The 18,037-nt window shown below is 68.9% G+C and carries 18 protein-coding genes and 1 pseudogene; 8 read left to right on the plus strand and 11 right to left on the minus strand.

Translation table 11 applies throughout. From position 1 onward, the window contains the following. Nucleotides 1-44 precede the first annotated feature (44 nt). Genes BKA14_RS08330 through BKA14_RS08355 form a run of 6 tightly spaced genes read right to left on the minus strand, consistent with a single transcriptional unit; the run spans nt 45 to nt 6,202 of the window. Nucleotides 45-986, minus strand: a complete 942-nt coding sequence (locus BKA14_RS08330; RefSeq protein ID WP_184950325.1) for a class I mannose-6-phosphate isomerase — start codon at nt 984-986, stop codon at nt 45-47. After that, entirely contained in the window at nt 983-2,179 is a 1,197-nt protein-coding gene (locus BKA14_RS08335) for an ADP-dependent glucokinase/phosphofructokinase (RefSeq protein WP_184950326.1), read from the minus strand. Before BKA14_RS08335 ends, BKA14_RS08330 begins: the two co-directional genes overlap by 4 nt. 1 nt (nt 2,180) lies before the next feature. After that, nucleotides 2,181-3,044 (minus strand): ketose-bisphosphate aldolase, encoded by an 864-nt coding sequence (locus BKA14_RS08340; RefSeq protein WP_184950327.1) that lies wholly within the window; start codon nt 3,042-3,044, stop codon nt 2,181-2,183. Nucleotides 3,045-3,073: 29 nt separating this feature from the next. Then, nucleotides 3,074-3,925: a carbohydrate ABC transporter permease gene (locus BKA14_RS08345; protein WP_184950328.1), complete on the minus strand. Its 852-nt coding sequence runs from the start codon at nt 3,923-3,925 to the stop codon at nt 3,074-3,076. Then, the gene (locus tag BKA14_RS08350) at nt 3,925-4,860 is read right to left on the minus strand and encodes a carbohydrate ABC transporter permease (RefSeq protein ID WP_184950329.1); all 936 of its coding nucleotides are present in this window, start codon (nt 4,858-4,860) and stop codon (nt 3,925-3,927) included. Before BKA14_RS08350 ends, BKA14_RS08345 begins: the two co-directional genes overlap by 1 nt. A 52-nt stretch (nt 4,861-4,912) precedes the next feature. Beyond that, nucleotides 4,913-6,202 (minus strand): ABC transporter substrate-binding protein, encoded by a 1,290-nt coding sequence (locus BKA14_RS08355; RefSeq protein WP_184950330.1) that lies wholly within the window; start codon nt 6,200-6,202, stop codon nt 4,913-4,915. A 288-nt stretch (nt 6,203-6,490) separates the two neighbouring features. Here BKA14_RS08355 and BKA14_RS08360 point away from each other — a divergent pair, with 288 nt between their 5' ends. Beyond that, nucleotides 6,491-7,303: a DeoR/GlpR family DNA-binding transcription regulator gene (locus BKA14_RS08360; RefSeq protein ID WP_184950331.1), complete on the plus strand. Its 813-nt coding sequence runs from the start codon at nt 6,491-6,493 to the stop codon at nt 7,301-7,303. 35 nt (nt 7,304-7,338) lie between these two features. Here BKA14_RS08360 and BKA14_RS08365 read toward each other — a convergent pair whose 3' ends face one another. Then, entirely contained in the window at nt 7,339-8,130 is a 792-nt protein-coding gene (locus tag BKA14_RS08365; protein ID WP_184950332.1) for a hypothetical protein, read from the minus strand. A 93-nt stretch (nt 8,131-8,223) separates the two neighbouring features. Between BKA14_RS08365 and BKA14_RS08370 the strand changes: the two genes are divergently transcribed. After that, nucleotides 8,224-9,093, plus strand: coding sequence for an aminoglycoside phosphotransferase family protein (locus BKA14_RS08370; protein WP_184950333.1), 870 nt, complete (start codon nt 8,224-8,226; stop codon nt 9,091-9,093). On the opposite strand, the gene BKA14_RS43705 is transcribed toward BKA14_RS08370, so the two are convergent. From BKA14_RS43705 to BKA14_RS44975, 3 genes are read right to left on the minus strand one after another with little or no spacing between them, the layout of a single operon-like run. Further along, nucleotides 9,067-9,507: a ThuA domain-containing protein gene (locus BKA14_RS43705; protein ID WP_311776105.1), complete on the minus strand. Its 441-nt coding sequence runs from the start codon at nt 9,505-9,507 to the stop codon at nt 9,067-9,069. The two genes, BKA14_RS08370 and BKA14_RS43705, sit on opposite strands and share 27 nt — an antisense overlap. A gap of 46 nt (nt 9,508-9,553) precedes the next feature. Next, a complete protein-coding gene (locus BKA14_RS44970) occupies nt 9,554-11,857 on the minus strand; it encodes a putative bifunctional diguanylate cyclase/phosphodiesterase (RefSeq protein WP_184950334.1) in 2,304 nt (767 codons plus the stop codon). A gap of 57 nt (nt 11,858-11,914) precedes the next feature. Further along, nucleotides 11,915-13,426, minus strand: coding sequence for a GGDEF domain-containing protein (locus BKA14_RS44975; protein ID WP_184950335.1), 1,512 nt, complete (start codon nt 13,424-13,426; stop codon nt 11,915-11,917). Between the two features lie 331 nt (nt 13,427-13,757). Here BKA14_RS44975 and BKA14_RS08390 point away from each other — a divergent pair, with 331 nt between their 5' ends. The 3 genes from BKA14_RS08390 (at nt 13,758) to BKA14_RS08400 (ending at nt 16,774) form a co-directional block, all read left to right on the plus strand. Then, entirely contained in the window at nt 13,758-14,609 is an 852-nt protein-coding gene (locus BKA14_RS08390) for an aldo/keto reductase (protein ID WP_184950336.1), read from the plus strand. 210 nt (nt 14,610-14,819) lie between these two features. Beyond that, complete coding sequence (locus BKA14_RS08395; RefSeq protein ID WP_184950337.1) at nt 14,820-15,641, plus strand: CBS domain-containing protein; 822 nt, start codon at nt 14,820-14,822, stop codon at nt 15,639-15,641. Nucleotides 15,642-15,748: 107 nt separating this feature from the next. Beyond that, a complete protein-coding gene (locus BKA14_RS08400) occupies nt 15,749-16,774 on the plus strand; it encodes a DEAD/DEAH box helicase family protein (protein WP_184950338.1) in 1,026 nt (341 codons plus the stop codon). On the opposite strand, the gene BKA14_RS08405 is transcribed toward BKA14_RS08400, so the two are convergent. Next, nucleotides 16,755-16,982, minus strand: coding sequence for a hypothetical protein (locus tag BKA14_RS08405; RefSeq protein ID WP_184950339.1), 228 nt, complete (start codon nt 16,980-16,982; stop codon nt 16,755-16,757). The genes BKA14_RS08400 and BKA14_RS08405 overlap by 20 nt on opposite strands. An 84-nt stretch (nt 16,983-17,066) precedes the next feature. On the opposite strand from BKA14_RS08405, the pseudogene BKA14_RS43720 reads away from it, so the two are divergent. The 3 genes and pseudogenes from BKA14_RS43720 to BKA14_RS08415 all read left to right on the plus strand — a co-directional run. Further along, nucleotides 17,067-17,312: pseudogene (locus BKA14_RS43720) on the plus strand (ABC transporter permease); the annotation flags it as partial. 100 nt (nt 17,313-17,412) lie between these two features. After that, the gene (locus BKA14_RS43725) at nt 17,413-17,643 is read left to right on the plus strand and encodes an ABC transporter permease subunit (RefSeq protein WP_239092438.1); all 231 of its coding nucleotides are present in this window, start codon (nt 17,413-17,415) and stop codon (nt 17,641-17,643) included. A gap of 50 nt (nt 17,644-17,693) precedes the next feature. Continuing rightward, nucleotides 17,694-17,936 (plus strand): hypothetical protein, encoded by a 243-nt coding sequence (locus BKA14_RS08415; protein WP_184950340.1) that lies wholly within the window; start codon nt 17,694-17,696, stop codon nt 17,934-17,936. The last annotated feature ends 101 nt before the right edge of the window (nt 17,937-18,037 follow it).

Here is an 18,037-nt window from a genome sequence, read left to right on the forward strand (position 1 = left end):
TATACCGGAACCTCACGCAACTTACGACAGGAGGGCAACACGATCTAGGCGGACAGGCGAATTATCTCGAGGTCGCCCTCGAGGTAGAGCGGCCCGGCCGCGTACGGGACCAGCAGCGTGTCGCCGCGGCGGGTGGGCACCTGGTCGTGTTCGCCCGCGACCGCGCCCGACCCGGCCACGGTGACCAGGATGCTGAAGCCCTGCGGCAGCCGGTCGCCGCCGTGGCGCCGGGTGGCCGAGAAGAACTCGTCGGCCGCCGCCGGCAGCAGCCGGTCGGAGCCCCGCAGTTCCTCGATGCGGGCCGGGGACCAGGCGCTGCGGTCGACGCACTGCAGGGCCAGGTCGTAGCCGAGCCCGAGGTGGCCGTCGGCCAGGCCGAAGCCCTCGTATTCCAGCAGCACCGAGAAGTCGGTCGGTTCCTGCACCTCGACCAGCAGGATGCCGTCGCCGATGGCGTGGGGCAGCCCGGCCGGGCACAGGATGGCGTCCCCGGCGGCCACCGGCACGCGGTTGGTGGCGGCCAGCATGTCGTCGATCTTCTGCTCACCGACCCACGCCGCCAGCTCGCCGGCCTCGACGTCGCGGGCGAAACCGAGGTGGACGAACGCGTCCGGGCGCGCCTCGACGATCACCCAGGCCTCCGTCTTCCCGTACGGGGACGCAAGGTGCTGAGTCGCGTAGCGGCGGTCGGGGTGCACGTGCAGGGGCAGGCGCTGGCCCGCGTCGAGCAGTTTGACCAGCACCCCCGTGTCGGCCCGGCCGGGACCGAGCCAGAAGCGGGGGTCGGCCGCGATCGCGTCGGCCAGCAGCCCGCCGCCGGGCAGCGCGGACTGGCCGGAAGGCCCGAGGCCGAAACGGTCGGTCGTCGAGCCCACCCAGTCCTCGGGACGGTCGTCGAGCGCGGGCCCGGTGCGGAACGCGGCGATCCGGCCGGCGCCCCGGTAGAACGTCTCCGGCTGGTTCGCGGGCAGGGACATTACGGTCATCGGTGAGCTCCAGCGATCGCAGAGAGAAAGCCGCCGACAAAAGTGTCGCCGAGACCGACGGTGGTCGGGTTGTCCACGTCGAGCACGAATCCTCCGACGACCCGCGCCGGGCCGTCGAACTGCTGCTCGAGCGCGTCGGCGAAGGCGGCCGGGCGCCGGGGACGTCGCCGTGTCGCCTCGACGTCCTCGACGGTCATGGCGTCGCCGTGCACGTAGCGGGTCGCGGCCGTGACGATGCCGGCGTCGACCGCCTCGGCGTAGTCGCCGGCCCGCGCGCCGAACACGGCCGCCCAGTATTTGGTGTGCAGCACGACGGCCGGGGCCGGGATCAGCGTGAACAGCTCGGTGACGGCCGCGGCCACGTCGGCCGGGTCGAGCAGGTCGACCGTACGGCCCAGGTAGGACTGCAGTTCGTCCTCGTTGAGCCCGTAGACGTCGATCCGGTCGAGCAGCGCCGCCCGGACCCGCGCGCTGAACGCCGGCTCGTGGTACGCCGCGTCCTCGAAGTACGTCACGGCCGAGGGCGGGAGCTGTTCCATGTGCGTACGGAGAACGCGCAGCCGCTCGTCGAGCAGCGCGGCGTCGCGCATGGCGTTGAACCCGGAGATCAGGAAGACCTCGGCCTTGGCCAGCCGCGGGCCGAGCTCGTCGTCGAGCAGCATGGTGTCGTTGGCCGGGTCGTTGACGTAGATCAGCCGGTTCGGGAACGGCGACGTGATCGCGATGTCGCCCGCCGCGACGTGCAGGCCCTGGCTGAACTGGACGATCAGGTGCGGGTAGAACGTGTCCTCGGTGCCCGAGGTGAACCAGTCGCCGCCGGTCGGCAGCAGGCGCCGGAAGTCGTCGTTGACGGTGACCAGGTGCAGGGTGGAGGCGATGCCGAGCCGGTCCAGCAGCAGCCCGGCCCGCACCGACGTGCCGCCCAGGGTCGTGCGGGGGGAGAAACGGCCGGCGAAGGTGGACAGGGCCGGGGCCGAGGCGACGAAGTGCTCGCCGCCCCCGCCCCGGGCCACGTAACCCAGGATCGACACGACCAGGTCCCGTTCGCTGCCCACGACGGCCGGCGGCTTCGTGAGCTCCGCGCTGCGGATGCCGTACGAGGTAATCAGCTCTTCCAGGACGACGGCGGTGAGCTCGATCTCGTAGTCCACGCAGCCGCCGAGGCCCAGGAGTACACGGGACGCGTCGCTCATGTCAGTACAGCGAGGCCTTGCCGGCGGCGCCGAACAGCTCGATCTTCTGCGCGGCGACCTCGTTCATGGCCGCGACGCAGGCGGGCTGGATGGCGTTGGGCTCGCGGGTCTTGGGGTCGTTGCCGAGCACCTCGCGCATCTTGTTGTGATAGGCGACCTTGATGTCCGTCGAGATGTTGATCTTGTTGATGCCGATCCGCGCGGCCTCCCGGATCTCGTCGTCCGGGTTGCCCGAGCCGCCGTGCAGGACCAGCGGGATGCCGACCCGGCCCTTGATCTCCTTGAGCAGGTCGAGCTTGAGTTCGGGCAACATGTCGGCCGGGTACATGCCGTGGAACGTGCCGATCGCGATGGCCAGGCTGTCCACGCCGGTCTGCTCGACGTAGGTGACCGCGTCGTCGGGGTCGGTGTAGATGATGGTGTCCGAGCCGCCCTCGGCGTAGGTGTCGTTGCCGCCGATCGTGCCCAGCTCGCCCTCGACCGAGACGCCGAGGATGTGCGCGGACTCGGTGACCTTCTTGGTGATCGCGAGGTTCTCGTCGAACGGCTTCATCGACGCGTCGATCATCACCGACGTGAAGCCGAACTGGATCGCCTGCAGCGCCTGCTGGTACGTGGCGCCGTGGTCCCAGTGGATCGCGATCGGCACGCTCGAGCGGTGCGCGCGCTCGATGATGCCGGCCACCATGTCGCGGCCGATGTGCGCCACCTCGTCGGGGTGGATGGCCACGATGAGCGGGGCGTTCGTCTCCTCGCTGATCTCCACGATGCCCTTGAACATCGCCCAGTCGCTGATGTTGAAGGCGGGCACGGCGAAGCTGTGCTCGTTAGCGACGTCGAGGATCGCCTTGCCGGTCGTCAGCATTGCTTGTGTCTCCTAAAGAGGGGGGTGGGTCAGGCCTTGACGGCGCCGGAGGTGAGGCCCCCGATGAACCGCCGCTGGAAGATGAGGAAGAGGACGAGAACGGGGACGGAGCCGAGGATGCTCATGGCCATCATCTGGTTCCACTCGTACGAGTGCTGGCCCATCAGCAGCTGGATGCCGATCGGGACCGTCCGCATGTCGTCGGTGCGCGTGAGGGCGAGCGCGAACAGGTATTCGTTCCACGAGATCATGAACGTGTAGACGCCGACCGCGATCAGACCGGGCACCGAGATCGGCACGAGGATGCGCCACAGCGCGGTCCAGCTGTTGCCGCCGTCGACCTTGACGGATTCGTCCAGCTCTTTCGGCAACGTGTTGAAGTAGGCGGTCATCATGATGATCGCGTAGGGCAGCGTGAACACCATGTGGGTGAGGATCAGGCCCGGATAGGTGTTGTAGAGGCCGAGCGCGACGACGAGCCCGAAGTACGGAATGACCAGCGTGATCGGCGGCACCGCCTGCACGCTGACGATCACCGCGTTGATGGTCTTGGAGAACGGGAACGTGAAGCGGCTGAACGCGTACGAGGCCAGCACCGCCACGAGCAGGGTCAGGATCGTGACCGCGATCGCCACGATGTAGCTGTTGAGGAAGAACCGCAGCTGGGCGCCGTTGCCGAGGATCGCGGTGTAGGCGTCGAACGAGAAGTTCTCCGAGATCAGCTTGGGCGGGTTGGCGAACACCTCGCCGTTGGGCTTGAACGAGGTGGAGAGCATCCACAGCACCGGCAGGCCGGCGAACAGGCCGCCGAGCGTGAGCCCGGCGATCAGGCCGGCCTTGGCCAGGGTGCGGCGGCCGCCCTTGAGCGTGGTGGCTGTCATCACCGCTCCCTTTGCTGACGGACGTAGAAGAAGGCCAGGATCATCGTCAGCAGCAGCACGATCACGGCGCTGGCGGAGGCGGTGGCGAACTCGTACTCGCTGAACGCCAGCTTGTAGGTGAAGGTGCTGAGCATCTCGGTCGAGTTCAGCGGGCCGCCGCCGGTCATCATCCAGATCAGTGCGAACTGCTGGGACGTCCAGATCAGGTCGAGCACGGCCATGCTGATGATCACCGGGCGCAGCTGGGGGATCGTCACGTTCCAGAACTTCTGCCACGGGTTGGCCCCGTCGACCGACGCCGCCTCGTACAGCTCGCCGGGGATGCCCTGCAGGCCCGCCAGCAGGCTGATCATGAAGAACGGGTAGCCCGACCAGATGTTCACGAACGTCACGACCCAGAGCGCCGAGCCGGGGTCGCCCAGCCAGTTCACCCCGTCGGAGATGACGCCGAGGGTCTGCAGCACGTAGTTGACGACGCCGGAGGGGTCGAGCAGCAGGCGCCAGATGACGGCGATGACCGCGATCGTGAACAGCCAGGGCAGCACGTAGACGACCCGGAAGATCGCCTTGGTGACGCCGCCGAGCATGCCGGAGTTGAGCATCATCGCGAAGCCCAGGCCGAGGAGCAGGTGGGCCACCATGCTGACCGTGATGAAGATGAACGTGTTCTTCAGCGCGGCCAGGAAGTCCGGGTCGGTGAGCACCTCGGTGTAGTTGGCGAACCCGGCGAAGACCGAGTTCTCCTGGACGATCACGTTGTCCCGGAACGAATAGCTGATCACCATGACGATGGGAACCACCATCAGCAGCACGATCAGCACGACGGTCGGGGACAGGTAGCCCCACGGGACGAGCCGCTTGGCCAGGGTGTTCTTGGTGCGCGTGGGCGCCTCGGGCTCGGCCGGCGGCGGCTTTTCCACGGTCAGGGAAGTCATCGCTGTCTCCTTGGTCGGGCGCCGCGCCGGTGGGACGCGGCGCCCGGGCGGGCTATTCGATAACCGAGGACCAGGAGTCCTGCGACTTGCTGAGCGCGTCGTCGACGCTGCTCTTACCGGTCAGCACGAGCTGGAGCTGCTCGTCGAAGCTGCGCATCAGGTCCTCCGACTTGGGCAGGCCGACGAACTCGTTGGCCGGGAAGCCCTCCTGATAGATCTTGAAGGCCTCCTCGAACATCGGGTCGCTCTTGCTGAAATCGGGCTTGGCGGTCTTGTTGCCGGGGAAGCCGTTGGCCAGCGTGGCCAGCTCGGCGTTGGCCTTGGCGTCCATCAGGAACTGCACGAGCTTGAACGCCTCGGCCTTGTGCTTGGAGGAGTTGGCGACGCCGATGCCCCAGGACGCGTACGGGATGCCGCGCTTGCCGGTGAAACCGTCCTCGGCCGGCACCGGCGCGATGGCGAACTTGAGGTCCGGCGCGTTCTCCTTGACCAGGTTGATGTGCGCCAGCGAGTCGATCATCATGCCGACCTGGCCGGTCGTGAACTTCTCGACCTTGTCCTGTTCCTTCATGGTCAGCGAGCCCTCGGCGATCACGCCGGCGTCGTTGAGGCTCTTGACGTACTCGACCACGCTCTTGACCTGCGGGGTGGTCAGCGCGGGCTTGCCGTCGGCCAGCATGCTGCCGCCGGAGGCCCACAGCCACGACATGACGTCGTTCTGGATGCCGTTGGGCACGGCGGTGTCGAGCGGGAGGGCCCAGCCCTTGACGTTGCCGCCGGTCGCGGTGATCTTCTTGGCCGCGTCGGCGAACTCGGTGCGCGTGCTGGGCACCTTGGTCACGCCGGCCTTGGTCAGCAGGTCCTGGTTGACGAAGAGCGGGTAGACGAAGTTGACCACGGGGATCATGTAGGTCTTGCCCTCGAGCTGGATCTGGCTGGCCAGCTGGCTCGCGTCGTAGCCGGCGTCGCCCATCAGTTCGGTCAGGTCGGCGATCGCGCCCTGCTTGGCGAAGTCGTTGACCCAGGCGCCGTCGAGGCCGACCACGTCGGGCAGCGTCTTGGAGGCCGCGCCGGTCACCAGCTGCTGCTTGGTCGACGCGTAGGGGCCGCTGAGCAGCTTGACCTTGATGGTCGGGTTGGCCGTCTGGAACTCGTTGATGATCTTGTCGAACGACCCGTCGGGAAGTTCCGGGGCCCACCACTGGGCGAACTCGAGGGTTACCGTCCCGTCCGACGCGACGTCGTCCGAGTCACCACCACCGCAGGCACCCAGTGCGAGCGCGACCGTGGCGGCCGTGAGGGCGCCTATCAGCCGCGTCCGAGACGCCTTCCGAATGGCCATGTGGAGCTCCTTCTATAGAGAGGTCCTTCTGTTCTCTGCGAGGTGAGCGCCACGTTAGCAACGTGTTACGGCAGTTAACAAGGGCAAGAACAGCAGAATCCTGCGAAGTCTTGCAGGATGCGGCAAGGTTTGATGAGGAGCAGCCCTGCCTCTTGCTCGGAGTTTGCCTGGTGGTGCAATATGTGCCACCTGGTTGCGTGACTCTGCGGCTCTTCGCTGCTCTTCGCGGCGGTGCGCGTTGTTAACGCGAGGTTGTGGCATACTGCCGCACAAAACCGAGGGGGAGCGGTGAGCGTCGATAAGGACGAGCGGCAACGCCACCTGCCGGCCGGGCGCAAGGCGCAGCTGGCGGCGTACGTGGCGGAGGCCGGACAGGTCACAGTCAGCGCGCTGGCCGAACGGTTCGGCGTCTCCATCGACACCGTGCGGCGCGATCTCGACCAGCTCAGCGCGGACGGGGTGCTCGTGCGCACGTACGGGGGAGCGGTCAGCCGGTCCACCCTGCAGCGCACCGACCGCGCCGTCGACCAGCGCCTGAGCATTCAGGAGGGCGAGAAGGAACAGATCGCCCAGCTGGCCGCGGCCCTGGTCGACGACGGCTCGACCATCATGATCAACGGTGGCACGACGACGCTCGCGCTGGCCCGCGGTCTCAGTCAGCATCGCGAGCTCACCGTGGCCACCAACAACCTGCTGGTGCCGGCCGCGCTGCCCGCGAGCGCGATCCGCGACATCTACGTCTTCGGCGGGGCCGTCCGCGCGCTCACCCTGGCCACGATCGGCCCGGTCAGCTTCCGGGCCAACGGCGGGGCCGAGCTCGACATCCGCTGCGACCTGGCCCTGATCGGCGTGGGCGCGATCGCGGCCGACGCCGGCTACACGACGAGCAACCTGGCCGAGGCGGCCATGATGCAGGAAATGATCTCGCGCGCCGACCGGGTCGCCATCCTGGCCGACTCGTCCAAGTTCGGCCGCCGCCTGTTCGCCCAGGTCTCCGAGCTGTCGGCGGCCGACTACCTGGTGACCGACGCGGTGCCCCCGCCCGCCCTGCGCGACGCCCTGGAAGCGGCCGAGGTCGAGCTGATCACGCCGGGCCAGTGAGGCTCAGCGGGCGCGGGCGTGGAGGCGGCGAGTCGTCAGACGATGTCGCCCTCGATCACTTCGGCGGCGTCGAACGGGAGCTTCGGCTTGGTCAGGTCGAGGCCGGCCAGGTGCCTGCGGAGCCGGTTGGCCATCGGCAGGAACGTGGCCAGGGTGAACCCGCCCGACACGACCGCGCCGACGAGCGGGACGGCCTTGGAGACGGTCTTGGCGAAGGTCTGCTTGGTCATCTTCACGCCGACATGGGCGGCGACCTTCTTCACCACCGGATAGACGACACCCTTGGTGAGCGCCTTCTGCGGCAGCTTCTTGGCCACGGTCTTGGAGACCTCGGTCGCGACCTTACCGATCGCGGCGTTCGCCGACTGCGTCCCGAACATGACACCGACGAAAAGGGTCAGCACGCCCTTGGTGGCGTCGTCGAGTTCCTCGCCGTCGTCGGCCAGCAGATCGGGCCAGCTGTACAAATAGGCGAGCTTCTGGGCGATCCGCAGCATGTGCCCGACATACTGCGCCATGTCGGCCGGCACCGTAGCCGGCAGAAACAGCAGCCCGGGCACCCCGGCCGCCGCCGACAGTCCGCTGACCTTGGCCGTCTCCCACCGGATGGCCTCGCCGGCCACCCGGTCGAGCACGTCGCGGTCGATGTCCGCGGCGGCGGGGGATTCGTCGATCGCCCGGCGGATCTCGTCGTCGGTGCAATACCGGGCCAGCGCGCTCCTCAGATAGGCGTCCCGATTTATCCGTACGCCGGGCAGTTTCGCCGCACCGGCCAGCAATGCGGTGAAACGCGATTCCGGGGTCTCGGCCAGGTCTTTCTCGCTCACGGCAGAGAACGTACAGCACCCCGCCGAGCCCTACGCCCGGCCGGGACGGGGTATTCGATTCCCCGCAACGGCGCATTCGGGCAGAATGCGGCAGTGATCGAGACCCCGGACTGGCTGCCCGGCCTCGACGGCACGGTCGTGGGCGGTGAGGTGCTGCGCCGCTGGCAGTTGTCCGAGGTCTGGCGCATTCACCTGAAGGGCGGCGGCGCCACCTCGGTGATCGCCAAGCGCGGCGTCGGCGAACTGGCCGGCGAGGCGCGGCGCTATCGCGACCTCGTCGTCCCGCTCGGGATCAGCGCGCCCCGGCTGCTCGCGGAGGGCGGGCCGGGCGTGATCGTCCTGGAGGACCTGGGCGGCGAAGACCTCGAGGAGCGGCCCACGGCCGAGGGCTACGCGGAGGCGGTGCGGGTCCTGGCCCGGATGCGCTCCGAGGCGGTCCGCGGGCTGGGTGCCGTGCCCGCCGCCGGGCTGCGCCGGGACACGGCCGACCTGCTCGAGGTGGCGAGACGGGCGGACGCGGCGCTGACCGGGCTGCGCCCGGATCTGGCCGGGGCGTTGGACGAGCCGGTCCGCGCGATGACCGAGCGGCTCGGGGACGAACCGGCGACGGTCGTGCACGGCGACTTCCAGGCCAAGAATCTGCTGCACCGTCCCGGCGGCGGGATCGTCGTGCTCGACTGGTCGGACGCCTGCGTGCACGCGCATCTGGGCGATCTCCATCTGTTGCTGCGGGAGGGCCGTAAACAGGGCCGGGTGTCGATGGACGGGCTGACCGAGCTCTACGCGCACGAGGCGGGCATCGATGTCCGTACGGTGGACGACCAGCTCGTGACCGGCGGGCTGTGCTGGACCATGGGCGCGCTGCGGTGGGTGGCGGAGGTCGGCGTGCACGCGGTGCCGATCTCCCGGACATGGATCGACGAGCTGGTCAGCGAGCTACGGGAGCTGGCCCGAAGACGTTGAGGTCGTACAGGGAGCAGCCCCACTGGGTGGCGCGCCGCGTGCCCAGGACTCTGACGAAACGGCCGGTGGCCGGTTGCTCGGCTGCACCCGGCCCAGGTGATCTCGTACGTGTTCCACGAGCCGGGCGGGTTGAGGGCGTCGCTGGATGCCGTCGTGGCGCGGCCAGGCCTGCGGCAGGTGCGCGGTCGACGCGTTGCCACGGTCCTCCACCCGTACGGTGGCCGTCTGGTCGGCCGGGTGCGAGTGGAAGTACGCGCCGACCGGGTTCTCGTACCACGGCCAGTCGTACGCGGTGTCGGCCGCCGCGTGCACCCCGGCGAACCGCCACCTCCTTCCACGTGCGCCTCGAAGGCTTGCTGCGGCGCCGGGTCGAGCACATCGCCGGTGGTGGAGAGGAAGACCACGGCCTGACACCGGGCCAGGCTGCCGGTGGTGAACCCCCCGAGGGGCGGTGGGAACGCTACGACGTGACGGTGGACGACTCGAGGATCAGCCGGGCCGCGTCGTCTGCGGGCACCGGGCGGGAGTAGTAGAAGCCCTGGGCCCGCTGGCACCCGAGGTCGCGGAGCAGGGCAACCTGTTCGGCGGTCTCCACGCCCTCGGCGATCGTGCCCAGGCGCAGGCCCGAGGCGAGGTCGATGATGGCCTTGACCAGCGTACGGGCGGCGGGGTCGGTGTCGCCGGGGGCGGGCATGAAGGAACGATCGATCTTGATGTGGTCGATCGGGAGGTCGCGCAGGTAGGCCAGGGACGAGTAGCCGGTGCCGAAGTCGTCGACCGCCACCCGGACGCCGTGGGCGCGCAGCATGCTCAGGTGGCCGATGGCCTGCTCGGTGACCGCCCCCGAGTCGACCAGCACGCCCTCGGTGATCTCCAGGATCAGGGCGACCGGCGGCAGTCCCGAGCCGCGCAGGGCGTCGAGTACCGTGGCTGCGAAGTCGGGTTCGCGCAGCTGCCGTGGGGACACGTTGACCGACACGACAGTGCCGTGCTCGCGGTGCCAGGCCGCCACCACCCGGCACGACTCGCGCAGCACCCACGCCCCGATCGGCACGATCAGGCCGCTGTCCTCGGCCACGCCGATGAATTTGTCGGGCGGCACCATCCGCTGGCCCGGCGGCTGCCACCGGATCAGCGCCTCGACACCGGTGATGCGTTCGTCGGCCAACCGGATCAGGGGCTGAAAGTGCACGATCAGTTCGTCGCGGACGATCGCCCGGCGCAGCCGTTCGGTGGTCCGGGCCGCCTCGAGACGCTTCTCGCGCAAAGTGGGGTCGAACGACACCAGCTGGTCGCGCCCGGCCTCCTTGGCCGCGTGCAGGGCGAGGTAGGCGTCGCGGACGATGTCGGCCGGCAACAGCCCGTCCTCGAGTGCGCGCAGGCCGATGCTGACCGGCGCGAACAGCTCGTTGTTCTGCACCGGCATCGGCCTGCGCATCACCTCCAGGACCTGCTCGGCGGTGTCGCGGGCCGCGGCCACGGTGACGTCGGTGAGCAGCACGGCGAACTCGTCGCTGTGCAGCTTGGCCACCAGGTGCCCCTCGATCTGCACGCGCAGCCGGGCCGCCACCTGCACCAGCATCTCGTCGCCCACGGTGTCGCCGAACCGGTCGTTGACCTCTTTGAAGGCGTCCAGGTCGAGCAGCAGCAGCGCGCCCGGGCGTTCCCGGGCCAGCGCGGTGGTGAGCCGGCTGTAGAGCACCGAGCGGCCGGGCAGCCCGGTCAGGATGTCGTGCTCGGAGCGGAACCGCAGTTCCTGCTGGAGGTCGGCCTCCGCGCGCAGGGCCGTCTCGAGGGCGGTGGCACGCCGGTCGGCGATCCGGTTGAACTGGCGCATGCGCTGCACGACCAGAGCCGAGGTGATCGCGGTGGCGATGCACGGGACGACCACGTCGATGCTGCTGAGCTCGTTGTTGATGCCCTCGTGGAGCAGGAAGATCCCGGTCAGGGTGGGAGTGGCCAGCACGGTGCCGACGTAGATGCGGGTGGCGCCCTGCCGGCCGCCGGTGACCACGTCCTCGGGCAGGGGCACGGTGCGGCCCATCGACGGGTGCAGCGCGGCCACCGCGATCAGGCCGTTGCAGACGACCCAGCCGACGATGCTGACCAGGGTCGGGAAGCCGCTGACGCTGCCCACGGTCAGGTAGGCGGTGTCGGCGGTCAGCCGGGCCAGGCAGGACGCCGCGACCAGCCGGTACGCGACCGCGCGGGAGTCGCTGAGCAGCAGCAGCCGCAGGCCCAGACCGAGCAGCAGCAGGTCGAGGAAGGGCTCGACCAGCAGGTAGGCGTGGGTGCGGATGCCGCCGGTGTCGATCAGGCGGGGGTCGACGAACAGCATCCACCAAACGACCGCCGTGCCGCAGGCCAGGATCGCGCTCTCGGTCAGGCCCGCGCGGTGGGCGCCCGGCCGGCCGTGGTTGGGCATCAGCCCCACTCCGGCGCACAGGATGGGGTAGGTGATGCCGTAGATGATGTTGATGGCGGCCGCATTGTTCGTGACCGACGAGGGCAGCAGCGTGGCCCAGATGACATTGCCGATCAGGGCCAGGCCGACCGAGGTGAGAATCAGCCACCAGGCCCGCGGGAAAGCGGGCCGGTGCAGGCGTACGCCGGCCACGATCGCGGCCATGGTCAGAGTGGCGCCGGCCAGCATGAGCCCGGCCAGCTGATCGAGCGTGGTCACCGGGAAGGCCAGAACGACGAGCACGGCCGTGGCGGCCACCGCAGCCCACAGCCAGATCGCCCGAACCGCCACAGGTCCCACGAAAACACGGTCGCACAACGGACTTCGCGGCATACCCGGAATGTGAAGACAGGTGGTTCAGCGCGTGGGGGAGACGTAGACCCGGTCGCGTCCGGCCCGCTTGGCCGAGTACAGGGCAGCGTCGGCCCGGGCCAGCAGCATCTCGGCCGTCTCGGTGCCGTTCCACTGGGCCGCGCCGGCCGAGAACGTCTGCCCGAGCGGGGTGACCGCCTGCAGCCGCTCGATGATCCGGTCGGCGTCGGCCAGCCGGGAATGGTCGAAGATCGCCCCGAACTCCTCGCCGCCGTAACGGGCCAGCAGGTCCTCGGGACGCAGCTGGGCCCGCCAGGCCGCTGCGGCCGTGGTCAGCAGCTCGTCGCCGCCCTGGTGGCCGTGCTCGTCGTTGAACCGCTTGAAGTGGTCCAGGTCGAGGATGGCCACGACGACCGGGGTGCCGTGGCGCTGGGCCGCGGCGATCCGGCGGTCCAGCTCCAGGTCCCAGGCCCGCCGGTTGGGCAGCGCGGTCAGCGCGTCGATGTGCGCGACCGCGTCGAGCTGGCGGGCCTTGTCCTGCACCTCCCCGACCAGGTCGATCATGCGCAGGGTGACCAGCGCAAAAAGCAGGATGCAGCCGACCCCGGCGGCGAGCCAGCCGACCTTGCCGTGCTGCAGAACTCCCTGGGCGATGAGCAGCCCGGGCGCAGCCATGCCGGCCAGGTTGACCAGCAGCACCCGCCGTGGTGACATTTCGGTCGCCAGGCGTGGCTCGTGCCCGCTGAACGTGCGCATCGACGGGTGGAAAGCGGCCGCCGCGATGAGGAACGAGGACAACGACGACAAGGCCCGGACGTCGGTGGCGCCGGCGGAGAAGATGGTCGGCAGCAGGCTGGCCATGTGCGTGACCGCCTGGAACAGCAGGGACACGCTGATCTGCCAGAACGCCGCGTTCCGCAGGCCGCGCGAGATGAAGAAGCGGACCAGCACGCTGAGCAGCAGCACGTCGCCCAGCGGGAAGAGCGCGACCAGCGGCCCGCCCGGCAGGTCGGTGCTGACCTGCAGCAGCGGCGTGATCACCAGCATCCAGCAGGCCAGACCGAGACCGACACTGATCATCGCGGTGTCGAGCAGCCCGGCCCGGTCCTGACGCCACGAGCCACCCCGCACGATCAGCAACAGGGCGATCGCCTCCAGGGGATACACCGTCATGAAGATCGAGAACGCGAGGGTGGTCGCACCGGAGGTCCAGACGACGTAACCGATGACGGTGACCAGGCCGGCCGACGCCAGCATGAGCCACGGCCAGCGCGGCCGCGGCCGGTTGACCAGCACGCCGCCGAGGATCCCCACGGTGAACAGCACCGGCATCGAGAAGGACATCAGGCCGCCGACGGGGCCCTTCGGGTCGGTGAAGGCCTGCCCCACGGCGAACACCACGGCCCCGCCGAGCCACAGCAGCCACAAATGCATCGCCCGGGTATGGCGGGTGGCGTCGAACGTGTCCCCGGCGTCCGCTTCCCGGTCGGTGGCGCGCATCGCCGTGACGTCGACCGGCTGTTCCCGATCGGCGCGATGCAGCAGGGATTGCGACACGTTCAACATCATCGCGAACGGTCCCGGCCGCCGGGCCGGTCTTGCCGATTCCGGTCGGATCCACCCCGCGTCCCGGCCAGCCGGCCGGTCCGGGCCACCACCCGCGCCAGAGCGTCCGCGGCCTCGCGCACCCCGCCGCCGACCATGATGAGGGTGAGCGTGCCGCCCGGGCCGGCCACGTCTCGCTGTGCCGCCGCACGTTCACCAGCCGAGCAGCTCGCCGGCCGCCCGTCCGAGCAGAAACTCATCGCGTTGCGCGGGTCACTCGAAGGCGGATCCGGGCTCGGAACGGGCGTAGCGTCGGGATCGAATCTTCGTCGGAGGGAGCCTTGTGGTGAGCACAGCGAACGCGGGTGCGGCGGGAACGATCGACGTCGGCGGGGACATCACAGTCAACCGCCTCGGTTACGGGGCCATGCGGATCACCGGGGACGGCATCTGGGGCGACCCCAAGAGCCGCGACGACGCCAAGGCGGTGCTGCGACGGGCGGTCGAGCTGGGCGTCAACTTCATCGACACGGCCGACTCGTACGGGCCGGACGTGAGCGAGACGCTGATCGGCGAGGCGCTGCATCCGTACGCGGATGATCTGGTCATCGCGACCAAGGGTGGGCTGACGCGTCCCGGGCCGGGCCAGTGGGTGCCCGACGGCCGCCCCGGCCATCTGCGCGAGGCGCTCGAGGGCAGCCTGCGACGGCTGCGGCTCGAGCAGATCCCGCTTTACCAGTTCCACCGCGTCGACCCCAAGGTGCCGCTGGAGGACTCGATCGGCGCGATCGCCGAACTCAAGAACGAGGGCAAGATCCGCCACGTCGGCGTGTCGAACTTCGACGAGGAGCAGCTGCGGGCGGCCCAGCGCATCGTCCCCATCGTGTCGCTGCAGAACCGCTACAACGTGGACGACCGCAAGTCGGAGTCGCTGGTCGACCTGTGCGAGCAGGAGCAGATCGTCTTCCTGCCGTGGGCCCCGATCCAGAACCTCGACGGCAACACTGCCGTGCAGGAAGCCGCCACCAAGTACGACGTCACCCCGCACCAGGTCGTGCTCGCCTGGCTGCTGGCCCGTTCCCCACAGATTTTGCCCATTCCCGGCACCGGCTCGACCGGCCACCTCGAGGAGAACGTGGCCGCGGCCGCCCTCAAACTGACCCCGGCCGAGGTGGCCGCAATCAGCCGCTCCTGACCCGCCCCGACCGGCCCGGCCCAGCGACCTCGCCGCGATCGCCGAGGTTCAGACAGGGCCGGGCCTGCGGCAGGCCATGTAGAGGTGTGCGCCGTCGCGCGGGACGCCGGCGCCTGTTGCAGGGTGTGCGCGGGTAAGGCCCGGTTCCCGCCGGCCGCACGTGACCGTGCCGGATGGACGAAGCGATCGTTGCCCTGCAAGGATCGTCGAGTGGTCAGTGCGTCAACGGCAGATTCGATCGGTTCTGCGGTCGTGGCGAAGACGCCTGTCAGGTTCGCCCGCGTTCGCGAACTCGTTCCGGACGACCAGGAGATCGTGGCGGTTCCTGTGGGGACAGCGGTTGGGGATGCCCTGCACACGATGCGGTCCCGCAATATCGATCAGCTGCCCGTCACGACGGCGGCCGGGCTGGTCATCGGGGTCTTCAGCCACCGTTCCCTCGCCCTAGGGATGCATCATGTCGCGTCGGGCAATCCGCTGATCGCACCGGTCGACGACTTGGTGGAGGACCTGCGATTCGTCCTGCCGTCGGAACAGGTGGAGAAGGTCCTGGACTCCCTGGCGGCCGACAACGCTGTTCTGGTGGGCGATGAGGAGCAGTTGCTCGCCATTGTCACCGCCGCCGACCTCAACAACTTCCTGTGGTGGCGCACTCAGCCGTTCCTGCTGTTGCGGGACATCGAGTTGGGTGTGCGAGACCTGATGAGGTCCAGTTGTTCGCCGGAGGAACTTTCCGCCTGCATCACGGTGTCGCTGCCGTCCGGTTCCGGGATCGCAGAGGCTCTCCTCGAGAACCTTACGTGGAGCCAGTTGCTCACGGTTCTCTTGCAGGACTCGAATTTCGGACGGCATTTCCGGCATCAATTCGGCAAGAACAGGGGGATCGTCAAGGTCACGCTTGACCCGGTCCGTGAGATCCGGAACAAAGTGTTTCACTTCCGCGCGGAGATCTCCCTGGAGGAGTTGCAAAGCCTCAAGGACGTCACGGCCTGGCTGCGGCGGCGCACCATCATGAACGGCGGTGGCCGGTGAGGTATCTATGGGCGCATCAGCAGGATCTGCTCGAGCGTCTCCGCGACCCTTCGCGTCCCGCCAACGGTGTGGTGGTGGCACCGACAGGGGCAGGAATCCGCACCGCGATGGTGACGTACCTGGCCGAGATCGCCCCCACGTCGCTTGTTCTGGTGGTGACGGGGTCATTGGTCATGGCCGCCCAATGGGAGGCTCGTCTCTCGGACCTGGCGGTCGATGTCCGCTTGGTGAATCGAGCCTCAGCGGCGTTGGCTTTACTGGAAAATCCGTCCTCGCCGCGGCAGGGCGTCCTCATCACCACTTACGAGCGCCTCAGGAACGGTCCGAGCCGGCAGGCTCTCGCCGATGTGCGCCCCGGCCTGGTGATTTTGGACGGCCCGAAGTCACCCGGGGCGGACGATCTGGCGGTCCTGGCTCGCGCGAGGAGCGTGATCGCTCTGCTCACGACGGGACAGCAAGACGCCTGGGCGGGATGGCCGGTCCTGGCGTCCGTCTTACCAAATCAGCTTCGTCAGCCTTCTCGTGCCGTGACGGTGATGTCTTTCACCCTGACTCCGCATGAGGTTGATCTCCGGAAGGCGGCTCTGGCCCTGCTGAGGAACGATGCTCCACGTACGCCCGATCAACGGCTCTACCAAAGCGTCAGCTTGCCCTCGTTGCACGCGCAAATGCTCCGCTTGGCCGGACGCGCCGAGAAGAACGGTGATGCCGGCAACGAGCTATGGACCGTGCTGGATGCGATCGAGGATTTCCTGGCGGACGATGATCGACTCGCGATTCTCGTCCGGACCGTGCGCCTCGCGTCCAGGGTGTCCAGCCCTTCGCTTGTCGTAGCGCCGACGACAGCGGACATGGTCTACGCTGCGGACGCCCTCGGACGGGCGGGGATGCAGCCGGCGGCGAGCGTCAGTGCTTCGACGTCGCGCGCCGAGCGCCGGGCGGCTCTGGGCGCCCTGAGGCCCGGTCGGTGCGTCGTGACGACGCCGGTCATGGATGAACTGTGGAGCGAATTGCCGTCCGGCGCCACGGTCATCATCCTGCCCACCACCGACGATGACGTTCTGCTGGGAGAGATCCTCGCTTCTACCGCCGACGTGCCAGGTTTGCAGTTCGTCAAGCTGCGGGAGGCGTAGGACGGCGGCCCCGGGCCAGCAGCAAGCCCGCAGCTGACGCGCACACGATGCCGCCGGCACCGATCAGCCATAGCGGCAGGGACGGTGGGATGCCGAGGTAGGTGACGATGCCGAGGATACGGTGCGGGCCCCACGGCAGCAGGGCCAGCTGGTCGTTCCAGACGGTCAGGGCGCGTTCCAGGCCGAGTGACCACAGCAGCGCGCCCACGCCCAGCAGTGGGACGCCGGTGGCCAGGGTGACGCCGCCGAGGGCGCGGGGGCGGGACCAGCCATAAGCTCTGTGCTGGTCGGCGTGCCCGCCTCGTACGTCCTCGCCCGCAGGTCTTTTCCCGGCCGCCGCCTGGTCTACCTGCTGTTCCTGCTGCCGATCCTGATGCCACCCATCACGTACGGGATTCCGCTGGCCACCGAGCTCTACAAGTACGGCTTCGCGGGGCACCTGGCCGGGGTGGTGCTGGCCAACCTGGTGCCGTCGATCCCGTTCGTCATCCTGACCATGACCCCGTTCATCGAGCAGATCGACCAGTCCGTCGAGCGCGCCGCCCGCATGTGCGGCGCCCGCACCTGGCAGATCTTCGCCCGCATCCTGGCCCCCCCTGCTGGTGCCGGGCATCCGGGCCGCGTCGATCCTGGTACTGGTGCGCACGGTCGGCATGTTCGAGCTGACCTTCCTGACCGCCGGGCCCGACTCGCAGACCCTGGTGGCCCTCTACTACTCGATGTCGGCGGCCGGGATCCGGGCCCAGCAGTCGGTCGACGCGATGGCCGTCCTCTACACGTCGTCGATGCTGGTGCTGCCGGTGATCGCGCTGCGTTTCGTCAACCCGACCCAGCTGGTGGCCCGGGTCAAGGACGACCCAGATGGGTAGTGCAGGTCCATGACCTACCGGTATCGATGGGCAGCGCTGATCATCCGGTGATGGTGGCGGCCTCGATCGCCTGGCCGATCCTGGCCCTGTTCATCGACGCCACCGCCTGGTGGGTCGAGACGCTGTTCCTGGTGGTCGCGATCCCGCTGGCCTGGCGGGTGTCGGCCCGGCTGATCTATCGGATGAACCTGACCTCGGGCGACCTGCGGCTGCGGGCGCCGCTGGCCCGGTATCGGGTGCCGCTGGGCGAATGGCCGAGATCGGCGGGCACCGACGGCGACGACCTGATCTAGTCGTCCGCCATGAGTCCGTTCGTGGTTGGTGCTGTCCGGCCGGGGCATGACCGACGTCGTCGACGCGGTGGGCCGGGCCGCCCCGGACGTCAAGGTCAAGA

Origin of the sequence: Paractinoplanes abujensis (genome assembly GCF_014204895.1) — a bacterium.
Lineage (GTDB): Bacteria > Actinomycetota > Actinomycetes > Mycobacteriales > Micromonosporaceae > Actinoplanes > Actinoplanes abujensis.